Source organism: Algibacter miyuki (assembly GCF_030409805.1).
Taxonomy (GTDB): domain Bacteria; phylum Bacteroidota; class Bacteroidia; order Flavobacteriales; family Flavobacteriaceae; genus Algibacter; species Algibacter miyuki.
The window spans coordinates 463,416-479,079 of sequence record NZ_JAUFQP010000010.1 but is presented as its reverse complement, the minus strand read 5'-3'; the positions used below and the strand labels follow the sequence as shown (position 1 = coordinate 479,079).

The window sequence follows — 15,664 nt, the reverse complement described above, 5'->3', positions numbered from 1 at the left end:
TTCGTAAGTAGGCTAGAACTAGCAATAAATTATATACGGTGTTGCCAGTAGTATTTTATTCAACTTTCTTTTCAATTAGTTTTAATTCTCCGTTTTCAACTTTCCAATGTTCATAATATTCTTTGTCCTCCGAATTATGTCCAATAACAAATCGTTCGGTCAATTTTGGAATTCCGTTTGTTAATTCATAAATATCTCGTCCGTGTTCGCAACAACCGTTTCTCCAAGTCGAATTAATTTGCTTTTTTTCGTAATCAAATTCAGGTGAAGTTATTTCTCCATAATCTTTGTTTTCTTCAAAGAGTTCATTTGTCGGATTATAAATCCAAAATAGAAAAGGAACATTCGGTCCAGCAGGAAGAAATTCCATTAGCCTAAAATCCGTTTTTCCGTCAAAATTCATATCCTCAATTGCGAATAGTTGGTCGTTTGGAAATGTTTTGCTGAAATAGTTTTCGCTCGGTTTTATAGTTTGCTTTAAGATTCCATTTTTCAGAACCTCAATTTTAGTTATTTCACAGTCAGTTTCTCCGCATTTTTTTGTCAGACAAAATTCAAATTCCGCATCTGAAAACTTTATTATTTCTTGTGAATAAAGTTCAAATGAAAACAGTATTATTAATATTAGCAGAGTTTTTCTCATATTACTGGCAACGTGTTTGTATATGGTTTGTTGCGTGGTTAAGCAACTAAGTTAATAAATAAAAACCGAATAGAAAATCCGCGAGGATTTTCGTAAGTAGGCTTGAACTAGCAATAAATTATATACGGTGTTGGCAGCTGCCTTTATTCTTTTTCTACTTTATTTGGTGTTATAACTTCTTTATTTTTTTCTTTGAAGAATTTTGACTCTTTTTTAAACGTTTTGTATTCTTCGGTTTCTCTAAATTCTCTAAGTAATGGAAATTGTTCTATTCTCTCAATATTTGTTTGATTAGTTTCAAGAACTATTGGTAAGGTTTCTAGGATTTTTTCCGTTTCTCCACGTAATGCAAATAAGCCTAATTGAAATATTTCTTTTTTATCTGAAAAGTCAGCTTTATTAATTTCTTTTTCAATTGATTTATATTCCCCTGTTTCCTTTTTGCATAGCCAATAGTTGATTTGAGCAATAACCTTGTCAACTGGGTCAATTTGTGAATCTTTAAGTGAAAAATAGCACAGACCTTCACAAATTTCCCATCGAGAATGGAGTAGGTTTTCATAAACAATGTCTCCAAGAATATCGCCTCTTGAAGTATCTTCAGGACTTAATTTTTTCCAAAGCTCAGCACCTATAAGAATAAATGCCTTTTGTAGTTTACAAATTGCATTATCAAGGTATTCTTTATCAACTGTTAACTTATCATTGAGGGAAATTCCATTCCTTTCTTTTTCGTTGACTTTTGAAAGATATATAGAGTTTACTATTCCTCCATTATGAACAAATAGGTTTCTCCTTTGGTAAACCTCAATTAACTCGTCCATTATATCATTTAGATAACCAAGTCCAAGTGATAATTCTGTTTTTAATAAATTAAGCCAACTTTCAAAATTCCCTCTCAATATTTCATCAATTTTTACATCAATTAAATACTTTTCTGCATCTTCGATACTTCCAAAACTTTTCAATTCTGTCAAAGTCATTGTCCTTTTTTGAACGCCTGCTGATTCTGGATGTTTGTCATAAAAGAAATGTAATAATTGAGAGAAAAACCATTCTACAGAACTTAAAGTCGATATAAGAGAATTAGTATAAAGTAATTCAATATGACTTCTGTTTTTAGCAACGTTATCTAAATGTTTTGAAACTTCACTATTTGTATTCGCAATTTTTATTGAATATTTTTTTTGTTCTCCATCTTCTTTTTTGTCAATTATAACATCAGGTATTTCAGAATATTTAGCCTCAAGGTCCTTGGTGAGTTTTTGCTGAAATTCCGTGTATTTTTCCTTGTCTTCCTGTTCGAAGTCTTGTGGATTAGTTAATACTTCTTTGAGCATTGCGGATAAAATCAGAGGTTGAAGATGTTGGTCGTGTTCTTCAAGCTTTTCATTTAGGAATGGGTCAATTAGTTCTACAAAGTCCCTAAGCCCAATTAAGTTTTCGTTAAAATCTAAAATATGTTTGTTTATCATTTAGTTGTTTTTCAGGTTGCTGCCAACGTTTATGTGTAAGGAACGTTGCGTTTTTGTATGCGAGGATTTTCCGCAGGAAAATCAGAGTTAGCAAAAAAGCAACAACCTTTCGGTTTAACTAAAATAAGCAATGTTTTTTACACGGTGTTGTAAGGCGTACTTTTATAAGTTTAATTTTTTTCTATCAATTATATATTCAAATATTTTAAACCTACTTTCATTCGGTAGATGCTTTTTTATTAAATCAATAGCGCAGTTACTACAGATTATTGGGTCTTTTGCGAAATCTCTTGAAAGAATTTTGTCAGTTTCTTTTTTTAAGATTTCAAAATCGGTTTCTTTTAGCTCAAGGTCTATTAAAGGAATAAATTCCCAAGGATAATGAAAACTAAATTTTTCTTGTTTTTTATCTTTTTGACATTTAGGGCACTGATACCTTCCTGCCAAATGATGAAATCCGTTATATTTTTTGCTTTCTATTGTTTTTATAATATTATTTTTCTCGATTTCGTTTGCGTGACACTTTTCATAAAAATCAGATTTATTATTTAATTCTATTACAGCTTGTAATAAACACAGTTTTTTATCTAATTTACATATCCAATTGTCAGACGGAACTTCAATTATTCCATTTTGACAATTCGTTCCACCTCTATATTTTTCTTGATTGAATTTAAGCCAAATTTTACAAATCTCATCAAGTCTCTTATTTAACTTAACATTTAATAATGAGTTTGCTATTGTCTCAAATTCGGATTCAAAAATGATTTTTTGTCCCATTTCATCCTCATTCCATTCTACTTTAGAAATAAAATTTTCATTCTTTTTAGTACAGGAAATTAATAGATAAGTTCTCATTTTGTATGACTTACAACGGTTTTGTGTATGGTTAGTTGCGTGATTTAGGCACTAAGTTAGCAAATAAATCACGGATAGAATATTCCGCAGGAATGTTCGTAAGTAGGCTTAAAACAAGCAATTAATTATACACGGTGTTGTAAACAGTTTTTTATTCGGTTATATGTTTCGCTATATTTTCTGGCCAAATAACAAACTGTCCATATTGTCCATTTTTTTCAATTCCACCAGTTTCTTTTCCACGTTTTGTTGTAATCCAATCGTCATCTTTTTTATACATCAGTTTATTTTCGGTAAACCAGCTGTTAACTTTTCGACTACTCAAACCAGTCAATTTTGACAATTCTTTTGTTGTTAATAATTTAGATTTTGTATAATCCTTATTTTCTTGAACTTTTTTAATCTTTTCTTCAGTTTTCTGTTCAATTTCCTTATCAACTTTTTTTACAGTAATTCGTATTTCCTCACTAATCGTTAAAAGTCTTTGAACTTCATTGTAAATGTCATTATATAAATCAGCATCTTTTTCTTTGGTAACGTGAATTCCCATTTCATCATTATTCTGTTGCGAAAAAGAATATAAATTCATTGAAGTTACAATCGCCTCGTTTTCATTTAAATAACATTTTGCGTGAAGAGAATTGCAAAGGCTTGTCCTAATTCCTATTTGACTTTCCAACCAATTACTTTCTGCCACTTGTAATTTGTTTTCTCGATAAATAATTCGGATGTCTTTTTTTTGAATGTTTAAATTTTCCAAATGGTCTTTAACTCTTTTATGAAATTGAAGATATGGACTAATTAAAATTAATCTGTCTGTAGTATTTTTTATTAGTTCTTCTAAATGATATGAAACACCTGTAGTGTTTAGGAATTTTGCCATTTTATATTATAATTTTGAGAATCGAAAATAAAGAAATTATTATAATAAATAAAACTAAACAATCAGAATTTTCGTGCTTTTCAAATCCTTTATAATTGACATAACCTTTTCCGTCAATGAAAGTTTTGTTCCCCATTTTTGAGATTCGTGAGCAATTGTTTACAACGGTCTTGTGTATGAAACGTAGCGTATAAATAGACACTAACTTTTCGGATTTAGCACGAGCCGAAATTTTAATTTTTATGTTTAATTTTATTTTTTAAATATAACCAAATTAAAAATTTGGCGTACTTTGTAAATATACAAAAACCTCTCGTAAAGCCTATAATAGCTATGTTTTATACACGTTGTTAGCCACTGGCTTTTTTCCGCAAACTTGCTAGCGTTGGCAAAGACATACTCTTTTACAGTTTTGGTGAAGCTTGGATGATGCGACTGTAAATGTGTATGGCTTTAAGCGTGGGCTTATTCGGCTAATGCTGTTGGATTTATGTTATATTTTTCCAATAAGAAGTCATTTCTTTCATCAAATGATTCAGTCGTTAGTAAATAATTTTTTTCATTTTCATTTAAATTGCAAATTCCAAAATCTTTTACGTAATTTTTAGCTAATGCAAAATAATTGCCTGAATATGGCTTACTAGTTTTTTTAATGTAATACCAAAACACTTTAGATTCTAAAATTCGTTTTAGCACTTTTAGTTCTCGTTCCGAATCAAAATAAACAGCATATCCAGCATATAGTAATAAGTCATCCTGGTCGGTATAAACAAAATAAGGTTGTCCAGCCATATAAGGGAATAGTAACTTTTTACCAAAATCATTCAATGCTTGTGTTCTTCCAAACTCAAACCATTTATATTTTGTTTTTTTTCCTTTGTCTCTATTTAATAGCTGAACCTTGTTTCCTTCTAAATATTTGTATGCTTCAGGAAAATTTTCTTTGAAGTAATTTTCGTCAAATACTATTTTCTTATTTGATTTATAGTCGAAATTATTTGCTTGAAAATTATCTTGATAATAAGGAAATATTATTTGTTCTTTTAATACCGGAATTTCTGATTCTGCCTTTAGTCTATTAGGTTTTATAACATCTCTGCAAATTCCTTTTTCTATTTTGTGAAGTTTTCCGTTTTGATGGTAGTAATAATTTTCATCTTCATCAACTGGCTTAAATATGAAGATATCATTACTTAATGTGGCTAAACCATTTCTTATTGGGTATTTGTCTCCTAATGGAATACCAATACTTTCAATTTTGTTTATATTCTTTAAAACATCTGGTTTATTTAAAATCCAACCCTTTTTTGTGTTTAATAGATTATAATTGATTCGAGTAAAGTCTTTTAGATTTTTATTTAGAAAATCTTTAGCTGTTATTTTTTGGTATTTAACTTGATTTGATTTTTGTTTTTCAATAAATACAATGCAGGTATAAGTAGATTTGTTTGCAAATATTTGTGAACTACCAAAATCTATTATTTTTAAGTCGAATAGATTAGTTTTAAAATACTCCCTAAGGTTTCTAGCGTTTACACTTCTCTTAAAAGTATTTACAGTTATGTAACCAAGTATTCCACTTGGTTTTAAGTATTCGAGACCTATTTCAAAAAAAGGAATGTACAAATCTGGATTTCCAGTTTTTGTAACTTCCCAATTTGATAAAAGCGATTTAGTTTCTTCACTCAAATTTTTCGCTCGAACATAAGGCGGATTACCTAAAACAATATCAAAACCATTGAAATCTTTTATTTTTTTATACCAGTTGAAATCTAAAGCATTTCCAACCATTAAATTAAACTCAAATTCTTTTTCATCCTCTCCATTAGAAAGTGCTAAGAGCGTGAGTAAAATTTTTGCCCTAGTAATTGTATAATCAGAAATATCAAGACCGTAAATATTTTGCTTGAAAATGTCAAAATAACTTTTGTTAGACTTAACCTTTATTTCTTGAGCTACAGTGTATAAAAAGGCTCCAGTTCCACAAGCAATATCTGCTACTTTTATATCAGGTAAATCAGCATTTTTTATTTTATAAAGTGTTTCTTTAACTATATAATCTTTTATATAATTAGGTGTGTAAACAGCTCCATTTACAGAAACATCCTTTGAAGGTATACTGGTTTCAAATAAATGAATTACATCTTCAAAGTCAAATTTTCCATTCTTTAGTTTTATTAAATTAATGAATTTATCAATCGTTTGTTTATCATTACCTTGGATACAAGAAAGAATTAATTTATTGTTCTTAATTTTGATGTTATTAAATTTAAGATAAGCACCAATAATTAGCTTATTGACAATTGATAAATTGTCAGATAGCTCATTTAGAAATTTTGATATCTCTTTATTAATCATAATCTATCAAGTATTTCTATTCTGTTAATGTTTCTACCTCTTCCATTGAAAAAGGAAATTTGGTCATTAGACAAATCGTACAATTCATAGACTTTATTATCGAGATTAGTCCAATATGTGTTAAGCAAAGTCTTTAATGTAGTCTTTTGTCTTGGTGATGAACTTCTGTATCGTTGCTGTGTTTGATTAATACTAATTGCTATTGCCGAAATCTCATTTACTAAAGCAATATTAGTATTGAAATTCTCCTTAGGAAACGGTATTGGTTCTATAAACTGTTTATTAAATTTAAAATACCCATTCATTTGACTTAATGCAATTGACCTAGCTAAAACTGAAAATAAAGTAGAATTAACTATTCCAGACATTGCAAACAAATTATTTTCGTTTTTTTCTGGAATATCAATGAAAAACATATTAGCATTGTCACAGTAGTTTAAAGGATTCTGTGTAACTGTAGCGTATGTATCATTTGCAGTCATTGGCAGTAAGACCTTAGGATAAATTGCTTTATGATTTTGCACTCTAGTGAATTGATGCCAAACTTCCTCTCCATCACAAGTTGCCACATTACTAACAATTTCATCCTTATGCCTATTGAGATATTGACCTGCTAATGTAAATCGTTCGTTGAATTCAGAGAATGGAATAGGTATGTTTTCTTCTAATGATGTGTCATAAGGGAAAATTACATAAGTAGATGTTTCGTCATTGCAAAAAGGATAAAATTTTTCATTAACCATTAATGGACGACAAGCATCTATTTCAATTGTAATATTTTCTTCGAGATGCGTGTTTCCTGTAAGTGTACCATCATCATTTATTGATGTTACTTTGATATGATAAGCTCTATCCCAGAGAACTTGAATACCAACTTTTACTTTTGCAAAATCTCCAAATTTTCCGTGATTGTTTAGAAGCAAAGTTTTTATCGCAAGCAAATCAGCATCTTCAAAATTCCAAGGATTTTGATTTAATCCGCTAGAAGGTATTGTCGAAAATTTAGTGTCATCATTTTCAAATGGTTCGATACTACGCAAAGTCGAAGGAATTTGCTCTAAATCAGAATCAATTTTCAAAAATGAAATACTCTCTGGTCTGGCTTTATCCAAAATAAGATTTGCTATATATGTTATTCGATTTGGAAATATATCCGAACTTTCAAACTCTATAACTTGCGAAAGTAAGTTTCTAGAACTAATATATTCACGAATTTTTTTTCCATAATCAGTCTTGAAAAATCTTCTTTGAACAATTAGTCCTAATTTCCCTCTATCATTTAAAATTGAAAATGCTCTTTCTATAAAAGCTACAGCTAAATCAATTTTTCCATTTTTTGTAGTTTCATATTCCGCTTTAATGTATTGATGCATAATAGGATATTCTACATTATAATTCTTGACTTCAACATAAGGTGGATTACCAACTATGTAGTCAAAACCACCTTTAGTATCAAAAATTTCAGAAAAACCATCTTCGCTATTATAGTCAAATGCATTTGTTCTAAAAAGTTGTGGCTGGTCTGAAATTATTAGTGGATATTTTACAGTTATATCTTTTGAAACTAGTGTATTACCACATTTAATATTATTCCCAACGTTATTTAAGATTTGACTACCAAAGATTCCAATTTCTTGATAGTTTTCATAAAATTCGGAACTATCAACAACTTTAAGTGACAATGACATTCGAGCAACTTCAACTGCTTCTGGGTCAATGTCGACACCAAAAATACAATTAGATATTAAATGCCTTTTTCCAGCAATAGTTAATGTTGTTAAATCAGAGTTTTGAAAAAAGAAGTGACTAAAAGCTTGGGATGGATTTTCTTTGTAGTAATCAATGAAAATATCTTGTAAGTAATCAAAAGTTTCAATTAGAAAAATTCCACTACCACAGGCAAAATCTAAAATTTTAGTTTCTGAAATACTTTCAAGCCCTCTTTCTGTCAGACTTTCCTTAATGATAGTTCTTTTAAGTAAGTCTTGAACTAAATATTGAGGTGTACTAATAGCACCATTAGTTTTAATGTATTCAAGTTTAAGTTTCTCTGAAACTTCTCCATCTTCAATTATTAGTTTTTTTGATAAGAAAATCTCATAAATGTCACTCAAAAGTTTTGTTGGAATAACCTCAAATCTATAAGGCGAAGGATAATAGAGTGTATCTATTAAATCCTTAATGATTTCGTTATCTATTTCTAATTCTTGGATATCACTTATTCTATCAAAAAGAGGTCCGTCATAATGTTCGAAGAAATCATTGTAAGATGAATTTTTGAATTCAGACCAAAACCCATTTTCCTGAAAGGTTAATAGCAAGCCATCTCTTTCAATTCGTCTAGCCTCACAAATTCTAATAAATATTATACGATTTATAATTACTTGTGTTAGATAAGCTAGTAACTCTGAATTATTGCTTATCAGGTCGCTATTGTTTTCTACAATATTTTTAGCCAGAGATAATCTAAACTTTGAAAGCTGTTCTGCAAAAACTAAGTCAGGTGAAAGCTTTTGAACACTACTTACATTTTTAAGAGTGTTTGCATAAAGTTTTTCAAGAGTTCCATTTAAGATGTTAGACTTAAGAAGATGTGTTTCTAAAACGTCAAAATTCTCAACATAATCATCTATTTTTAAATAGGTTCTACCTAAGTTAGCTGGCTGACCTTGGTTTGGAACATAAGTACAATCATAAATAGCAAATTCCTCGAAATTTGTTAAAAATGTACAAGAAGCCAAAATTGACCAACCATAAGATTTTATTTGAAAAGCGGAAGAGGTGCTTGTTTCTATATTAACCGAAACTGCTTTAGCGTCAAGAAAAGTAAGTTTTTGATTTCCTATTTTAAAAGTGTAATCTGGTCGAGTAGAGGTTGAGTCAATTTCTACTAATCTCTCTTTTTCTTCTCTAGATAAAACTTTCTCTTGAAGTACTTGAGATGTGTCCATCACATTCCAATTAAAGATAGAAAGTAATTCATTTATCCACGTTCTGATGGTTTCCTCAGAGCTTAAATCTAAACGTCCTTCTTCTTTGAAGGCTTGGTATCTTTGCACCAATTCGGTTAATTGTTCTTTTCTCTGAGACATCTATAATTTAAGTTTTCCTTGTTTTACATTTTGCTCTCTATAGTATTTTACCTTTTCTTCGGCAACATTGAGAACTTCTGTAGAGCAATTAGTTTCGTATATTTTTTTCGCAAAGAGTTCACTAAAGAATTCTGTTTTTAAATTTTCAATATCAAGACAAAAAACTGAAGCTAATAATTCAAGTCTTTTTTCATCAAACTCTCTTTTTCCATTTTCAATTTTGCTAAGGTTTGCAGAATCTAAATCAAGTTTAGCACCTAATTGCGTTAAAGTAAGTCCTTTTTTCGTTCGTAAATTCCTAATGTATTCCCCAAAATATTGTTTCATTTGACTTGAATATTTAGACTTGTCAGTATTTGACAAATATAATAAATATTTCGTGATTTCCTATTCAGGTGGTGGTGGAAAAAGGCAAGCTCTTTTTATTTTTTGAGGCACGAAAAAAATGAAATGTGCTTGACTGTGCGGTTGGCTTTTCAGCTTGTGGCTAACGTTTATGTATATGAAATGTTGCGTGTTTGTGTGCGAGGATTTTCCGAAGGAAAATCAGAAGCTAGCAAACAAAGCAACTAACATTGGTTAAGCACAAAATAGCAATTTTTTATATACTGTGTTGGCATTAGTACTTTATTTTAATCCCAATGAATTATTCACAACCTCAATTGGATTTGCTCCTTTTTTAATTTTTATAGGAAATCCATTTATATCTAAAATATTAGATAATAATTCAATGTTTAAAAAAATATCTTCCCTTTCTACAATACAGCTTAGCTTAAATAAATTTGATTTGTCACCTAATAAGCTATTAGATAGGATTCTTAACTCATTATCAGATGTATTTTTATTAATTGAAGCTAAAGCAGGTGATGCAATTGCTAATAATAAATCCCTTGTAGCTTGTGCTTCGTTTATTTCTTTTGCACTCGAACAAAACTTTATTGGTCTTATAATGTCAGAATAAGCAGATTTAACTTTTATATCGTCTTCGTCCATTAATCCATTTACCTCGTATGATGCAGCGTTAGGTTTTTCATCATTTGTTAATGTTTCTGAATGTTGATAATAGGCTTCAATTGTACCTTTTCTAAGAATAAAGCAACCTAATTTTTCCAAAAAGTCTAATAATGAACTTAAACGATTTTTTATTGTTAACCAAGATTCTCCATTAGGTTGAGTTTTAATGATTTCATTATCTGTGTTAAATAGCCAACAAAAAGCACTTCTTTTTTGTGCAATAATTTCTTCTTTTTCTTTATCTCTATTTACCCAATAATAATGTTTCTTACAAAGTGAGCTAATATCATTCCAATGTTCAGATATTTGAAGGCAAAAATCATTATATATATCACGAGCAAATTTTGAAGCATCTCGATGACCTAGTTCGTTTGCAAGATTATTTGCCGAACTTAAAGTAGTGAAAGAGCTAATGATATCTAAACCATCTGTAAGCGCATCAGCATCACCCAAAATACTTGGCTCTTTACCAATTAGTCTCATTAATTTGATTACTACTGGAAACTGACCTTTTCCTGTGACAGGTAAAATTTGAGAGCCAGCTGCCTCAGTATTTAAAGAGAGTTTTCTACTTATTGCAGAACAAATAATTTGGTCACTTGGACCTTCTACAAGTAAAGGCTTATGACAAAATAAGGCAAGTTTATGTTCTTGACCAAGTCTAGCAAGAAGTGCTTGTAATTTTTTTCCTTGAAATTCGCCTAAACTTGGGTCAATTTGTACGGGATTCTCAAAAATATCTTTGCAAAAGACTATTGAAGCCAATTGTTGTACCGAACTGAGTTCTACGAATTCTGTAGAATGGGTAGAAATAAAAATAAGTTTTTTCCCAATCTCGTTATTTCTACCAGCCACTTTTTTAATTTCTTCAAGTAAGAATGCTTGTAATTGAGGATGCAATGAAACTTCGGGTTCATCAATAAGTAGACAACCAACCTCGTCATCATATAAAGCTGCTAATATTGAGACTAAATGTAACAAACCGCTCGCTTCTCTTGCTGAAGAATAACTTTCACTACTATCACTATCTATTCTAGCAAAAAAAACTTTTAACATTCCTCCATCCCAATCAATAATCACATCTCTATTGAATAATTTCCTTAATCTTTCTTGAATTTTTATAAGTATATCCGCACGTTCCGAAAGAGTAGCAATATCACCTAGAATTGTTTCATTTTTATGTCTTCTTGAAACGGCACTTTTATCTCCAAATTGAGCATTGTCAAATTGTATAGTGTTTCCGTATCCTTGATTGTCCGAACGATAACTTTCCATTGGGCTTAGTCTTCCAGCAGAAACATATCTTATTTTTTTTCCATTTAGGTGAGAGTTTAAACTAACTTTTAATCCTCTAAGTAATTGTGTTTTCCCAGCTCCATTGGGACCCAAAAATGTAGTGATTCCATTATGAATAGTGATTTTTTTATTTTGAACTTCTTTTATTCTTGATTGAGATAGATTAATCGTAATATCAAATGGAAATGTCATTTATAGTTCTGGTTTTGTATTAATGCCAACGGTTTGGTATAAACGTCAGTTACGGAATAAATATACGGAAATTTTCGATTGAGCACAGGCTTTAGCAATTACGTTTGGATTCGGACGAAGTCGAATCCGCCGTAATTGCGTTTATACATTGTTGGCAAACGTTTTTTCTTTTAGTTGTCCGTTTATAATTTTCTTTAAATCAGTTATAGACTTGTCCTTTTGACTATTATATCCGTAATGTACCAGTCTGATTCCAAAACCAATCATTATTAATGGAAAGATTAGCAAAATAGGATTAGTTCCTTGATTTATAACCCCTACAATTCCCATAATGAAGGAAAATCCGACAAAAGTCAACCAGAATAGCATAAACACAATTACAAAAGTGTGAACTTTTAATTCCGCAACTAATTTGGTTCCATTTATATTCGGTTGAATTTTTCCTTTGATTTGAGGAAGAAAAGAATTCCGACCAGTTATTATTCGCTGAATTTCAAACTTGTCTTGTTCAAAATTTCCTTCAAACAATTCCTTTTCTTGAGATTTGTCAAATCCAATTTTCAGTCTTTTTTTTGGTCGAATATTTTCCGCTAATATTTTTCTGACTTCTTGATTTGAAAGAGTAGTTATTATTTCAATTTTATCAGATGGAATTATCCTCATTTCGTTTTTTTCAAATGTTTGCCAACGGTTCGGCTAAGCGTAGTGCGGAAGTAAGGAAACATTTAGTTTCCGTCTACGCACGAAGCTAAAGCTTTTGGTTTAGTTTTTATTTTTTCTTGTCCAAAGCTAAATCCCAAAGATTTAGCGACATTATAAATATACACAGACCTTTAGATTTAGCCATAAAGTCCGCATTACGTTTAGGCATTGTTGTGGGTAGTTTTTCGCTCAATAATGTACCCAATAAGAGTCCGTTTCTTCTCCATCGTCAACCATTCTAATTCGGACGTCAAATAATTCAGTCAGTATTTTTTCTTTAAGCGAGTTGTCAAATTCCTCTAATTCCAGCTCCTCAATATGTTCCGAAATTTTGTCTCCAGTATGCCATTTTTCCGTCACAATTTTTTCAATCAGAATATTCAATTCTGGTGAAGGAACTTGTCTTTCAGTTTTATGCCAAATAAATTCCTGCCTTTCTTCTGGGTCATTTTCATCATAAATTGCAATTCCACTAATTGAGTCAACTGTTTCATTCGTTAATTCAATTCTTTCAACTCCGTACAATTTGAGATAGGATTTTAAAAAATCCAGCCGTTTTGATTTGGTCATTTTGATGGGTATTCTGAAAGATAAATTTCCATTCCAATTTTGCTCATAATACCTATCATATTTTTACTAATAACTCCGCCACCACCATTTGCCTCATTTCTAATTCCAAATCCAATGTCAGCAACATACTGCCCAATAGGAAGGTGTTTTCCAGTTTTTTCTAACCAATTTTCCAGTTCAGAAATTTGATATGGTAAATCCCAACTTTTATCGCACAACCAAGCTAGCCTTTCATTATTTTTTTCTTTATAAATATTAATTGGCATTATTTACTAAATGTTTTTTTAAATTACCCACAACAAATATATATAGTTAGTATTAACTATATATCTATTATATGTGCACTAAGATAGTAAATCTTTAATTTCTGTAAAGGAACTTGTAGCAACGTGTGTGTAAATTTCAGTTGTTTTGGTAGAATTATGACCTAGGAGTAATTGTATATATCTAATATCAGTACCGCTTTCTAGTAAATGAGTAGCGAAGCTATGTCTTAGCATATGTGGAGTAACTCTTTGTTTAATACCAGCGTTTTTTGCAGATTTAACTACAATTTGTAGTACACTAGAACTACTGTATTTATTACCAGATATCGGGTTTTCAAATAAATATGTTTTAGGTCTATAAATTTTAAAATACTTTCTCATGTCTTCCAGAACACTTTTGTTGAGCACAGTATAGCGGTCTTTATTACCTTTAGCTTGTTCCACTCTAATAACCATTCTTTTACTATCGATGTCTTCTATTTTTAATTGTAAGAGCTCATTTCTGCGCAAACCAGATGAGTATAATAAGCTTATAATGCATTTATGTTTTATGTTGTTGGTACTATTAATTATTGTAATTATTTCTTCTTTAGATAATACTTTTGGCAATTTTGACTCTTTTCGAGGTCTTTCAATAGAGTAAAATCTATTAGGCATTCCTAAAACCATTTCGTAATAAAATTTAATAGCATTGATAGCCATATTAATATATGAATTAGATTTATCTTCGTTAACTAACTTTTTAAGATAAATCCTAATATCATTTTCGTTAATGCTAAATAATTCTCTTTCTTTATAATAGTTAATAAATTTCTCAAAACTATGAACATAGTTTTTTACTGTGCTATTAGAATATTTTTTTAACTCTAATTTTTGTAAAAATTCATCAGGACATGTTCTAAAGTTTTTTTTTACAGGTCGATTTCTAAACCAAGATATATCAGTAGTTTTATTATCACTATTTAGTTTTCTATCGTTAAAAAAATAGTTGCAATTAATCCAAGCAACACCTTCAAACTTCTCGAAAATCAAATTAATATTTGATTTATTATTTATAATATATACCATATTAAACTCTTTACTCCATTTAGGGCTTGGTAACTCTTTAATTAGAGCTTGGATAACTTTATCTGCATTGAATTGTAATCCAATACATTGTTGCTCTTTAATAAAAAGATGTTTTAATGTCACATGTTTATTTAGCATATTAAAGTTTTTAAAACAAGATATTTATATAAAATAATTTAACCGTATCTTAAACGAATAGTATTCGTGTAATCTTCGTTTAAGTGATATGAAATTAAAAAAGAATGAATGTTTATCCTGCGGAAAAGAACTGATAGGACGGTCAGATAAAATTTATTGCGATTTGCATTGCAAAAGTTCATATCACTATCGGAAATCTTTAGATGAAGTCCCAAGGTTCTATAATAAAGTGGACAATCAATTAAAATTAAATAGAAAAATTCTTAAAAATTTTAATAAATCAGGTAAAGCAATAGTTAGGGCAAAAGTTATTTTAGATTTAGGATTTAATCCAAAATATTTTACCCATTATTGGAAAAATAAAAAAGGTGATGTTTATCTTTTTGTTTTTGAATTTGGCTTTTTAAAAAGAATAGAAAACCATACTGAAAAATATATTTTAATAAAATGGCAGGAATATATGGAGTAATTAAATTATGGGTTATATTGCATCAAAATATTTGTATAATAAGTGAACATAAACTTGAACACGGTTTTGAACACGATTCTACATAATAATAGCGTGAAACCCCAGTAAAATGGTTTCAAAAAAGGAGGTCTCGGGGCTCATAACCCGAAGGTCACTGGTTCGAGTCCAGTTCCCGCTACAAAGCTTCAAGCTAAAAAAGTAACGGATTGTGCTCACAATCCGTTTTTTTTGTGCCTAATTTGAACATAGCTGAGATTATAATTTATTATCAGAAAGTGTTCTTTTCGTTCTAAAAATATAATGTGAATTATTAGACATCGGGATAGCTCCGTTTTTGTCAAACTTTAAAACAGGCAAGTTATAACGCATGCGGAATGTTTACGGAAGAGCGAAGAAATATAATAGAGATGGAATCTAAATCAAAAGGAATGGAGTTAAGCGCATCTAAACTATCCATAGAAGCTGCTTTTGACTTCGTATTATAACTAATAGAAAAGCCAGAAGGGAAACTTGCAAATGCATTCTAAAAAATTATGTAAGTGTTTTTTATGGATTATGGCTGGCATATAGAAATAACTACAAAACACTGGGGCATAGAAAGCTTATAGCGCAGTTTTAAAGCATGTATTCGTTACTGAAA

At 30.0% G+C, this 15,664-nt stretch carries 13 protein-coding genes and 1 tRNA gene; 2 read left to right on the top strand and 12 right to left on the bottom strand.

The window, feature by feature from the left end:
• Positions 1 to 55: 55 nt before the first annotated feature.
• The 12 genes from QWY92_RS10045 to xerA form a co-directional block, all read right to left on the bottom strand.
• The gene (locus QWY92_RS10045; RefSeq protein WP_290270841.1) at positions 56 to 643 is read right to left on the bottom strand and encodes an XAC2610-related protein; all 588 of its coding nucleotides are present in this window, start codon (positions 641 to 643) and stop codon (positions 56 to 58) included.
• Between the two features lie 143 nt (positions 644 to 786).
• Positions 787 to 2,118 carry a hypothetical protein gene (locus QWY92_RS10040; protein WP_290270839.1) on the bottom strand — a complete coding sequence of 444 codons (1,332 nt, stop codon included), beginning with the start codon at positions 2,116 to 2,118 and terminating at the stop codon, positions 787 to 789.
• Positions 2,119 to 2,280: 162 nt separating this feature from the next.
• The gene (locus QWY92_RS10035; protein ID WP_290270838.1) at positions 2,281 to 2,976 is read right to left on the bottom strand and encodes an SH2 domain-containing protein; all 696 of its coding nucleotides are present in this window, start codon (positions 2,974 to 2,976) and stop codon (positions 2,281 to 2,283) included.
• A 151-nt stretch (positions 2,977 to 3,127) separates the two neighbouring features.
• Complete coding sequence (locus tag QWY92_RS10030) at positions 3,128 to 3,859, bottom strand: phospholipase D family protein (RefSeq protein WP_290270836.1); 732 nt, start codon at positions 3,857 to 3,859, stop codon at positions 3,128 to 3,130.
• 465 nt (positions 3,860 to 4,324) lie between these two features.
• On the bottom strand, positions 4,325 to 6,217 hold the full coding sequence (locus QWY92_RS10025; RefSeq protein ID WP_290270834.1) for an Eco57I restriction-modification methylase domain-containing protein: 1,893 nt from the start codon (positions 6,215 to 6,217) through the stop codon (positions 4,325 to 4,327).
• On the bottom strand, positions 6,214 to 9,309 hold the full coding sequence (locus tag QWY92_RS10020; protein WP_290270833.1) for an Eco57I restriction-modification methylase domain-containing protein: 3,096 nt from the start codon (positions 9,307 to 9,309) through the stop codon (positions 6,214 to 6,216). Before QWY92_RS10020 ends, QWY92_RS10025 begins: the two co-directional genes overlap by 4 nt.
• Positions 9,310 to 9,636, bottom strand: coding sequence for a helix-turn-helix domain-containing protein (locus QWY92_RS10015; protein WP_290270832.1), 327 nt, complete (start codon positions 9,634 to 9,636; stop codon positions 9,310 to 9,312).
• 300 nt (positions 9,637 to 9,936) lie between these two features.
• Positions 9,937 to 11,811, bottom strand: a complete 1,875-nt coding sequence (locus QWY92_RS10010) for an ATP-dependent nuclease (RefSeq protein ID WP_290270831.1) — start codon at positions 11,809 to 11,811, stop codon at positions 9,937 to 9,939.
• 141 nt (positions 11,812 to 11,952) lie between these two features.
• Positions 11,953 to 12,474, bottom strand: a complete 522-nt coding sequence (locus QWY92_RS10005) for a hypothetical protein (RefSeq protein WP_290270829.1) — start codon at positions 12,472 to 12,474, stop codon at positions 11,953 to 11,955.
• Positions 12,475 to 12,702: 228 nt separating this feature from the next.
• A complete protein-coding gene (locus QWY92_RS10000; protein ID WP_290270827.1) occupies positions 12,703 to 13,083 on the bottom strand; it encodes a hypothetical protein in 381 nt (126 codons plus the stop codon).
• On the bottom strand, positions 13,080 to 13,349 hold the full coding sequence (locus QWY92_RS09995; protein WP_290270826.1) for a hypothetical protein: 270 nt from the start codon (positions 13,347 to 13,349) through the stop codon (positions 13,080 to 13,082). Before QWY92_RS09995 ends, QWY92_RS10000 begins: the two co-directional genes overlap by 4 nt.
• A 78-nt stretch (positions 13,350 to 13,427) precedes the next feature.
• The gene (gene xerA, locus QWY92_RS09990; RefSeq protein ID WP_290270823.1) at positions 13,428 to 14,555 is read right to left on the bottom strand and encodes a site-specific tyrosine recombinase/integron integrase; all 1,128 of its coding nucleotides are present in this window, start codon (positions 14,553 to 14,555) and stop codon (positions 13,428 to 13,430) included.
• Between the two features lie 88 nt (positions 14,556 to 14,643).
• Between xerA and QWY92_RS09985 the strand changes: the two genes are divergently transcribed.
• Positions 14,644 to 15,024, top strand: a complete 381-nt coding sequence (locus QWY92_RS09985) for a hypothetical protein (protein ID WP_290270821.1) — start codon at positions 14,644 to 14,646, stop codon at positions 15,022 to 15,024.
• A gap of 90 nt (positions 15,025 to 15,114) precedes the next feature.
• Positions 15,115 to 15,202: transfer RNA gene (locus QWY92_RS09980), tRNA-Met, on the top strand.
• Positions 15,203 to 15,664: the final 462 nt, after the last annotated feature.

Excerpts from the sequence above, each read along its gene's own strand:
- QWY92_RS10045 (WP_290270841.1), bottom strand. The coding sequence starts at position 643 with ATGAGAAAAACTCTGCTAATATTAATAATACTGTTTTCATTTGAACTT.
- QWY92_RS10040 (WP_290270839.1), bottom strand. The coding sequence starts at position 2,118 with ATGATAAACAAACATATTTTAGATTTTAACGAAAACTTAATTGGGCTT.
- QWY92_RS10035 (WP_290270838.1), bottom strand. The coding sequence starts at position 2,976 with ATGAGAACTTATCTATTAATTTCCTGTACTAAAAAGAATGAAAATTTT.
- QWY92_RS10030 (WP_290270836.1), bottom strand. The coding sequence starts at position 3,859 with ATGGCAAAATTCCTAAACACTACAGGTGTTTCATATCATTTAGAAGAA.
- QWY92_RS10025 (WP_290270834.1), bottom strand. The coding sequence starts at position 6,217 with ATGATTAATAAAGAGATATCAAAATTTCTAAATGAGCTATCTGACAAT.
- QWY92_RS10020 (WP_290270833.1), bottom strand. The coding sequence starts at position 9,309 with ATGTCTCAGAGAAAAGAACAATTAACCGAATTGGTGCAAAGATACCAA.
- QWY92_RS10015 (WP_290270832.1), bottom strand. The coding sequence starts at position 9,636 with ATGAAACAATATTTTGGGGAATACATTAGGAATTTACGAACGAAAAAA.
- QWY92_RS10010 (WP_290270831.1), bottom strand. The coding sequence starts at position 11,811 with ATGACATTTCCATTTGATATTACGATTAATCTATCTCAATCAAGAATA.
- QWY92_RS10005 (WP_290270829.1), bottom strand. The coding sequence starts at position 12,474 with ATGAGGATAATTCCATCTGATAAAATTGAAATAATAACTACTCTTTCA.
- QWY92_RS10000 (WP_290270827.1), bottom strand. The coding sequence starts at position 13,083 with ATGACCAAATCAAAACGGCTGGATTTTTTAAAATCCTATCTCAAATTG.
- QWY92_RS09995 (WP_290270826.1), bottom strand. The coding sequence starts at position 13,349 with ATGCCAATTAATATTTATAAAGAAAAAAATAATGAAAGGCTAGCTTGG.
- xerA (WP_290270823.1), bottom strand. The coding sequence starts at position 14,555 with ATGCTAAATAAACATGTGACATTAAAACATCTTTTTATTAAAGAGCAA.
- QWY92_RS09985 (WP_290270821.1), top strand. The coding sequence starts at position 14,644 with ATGAAATTAAAAAAGAATGAATGTTTATCCTGCGGAAAAGAACTGATA.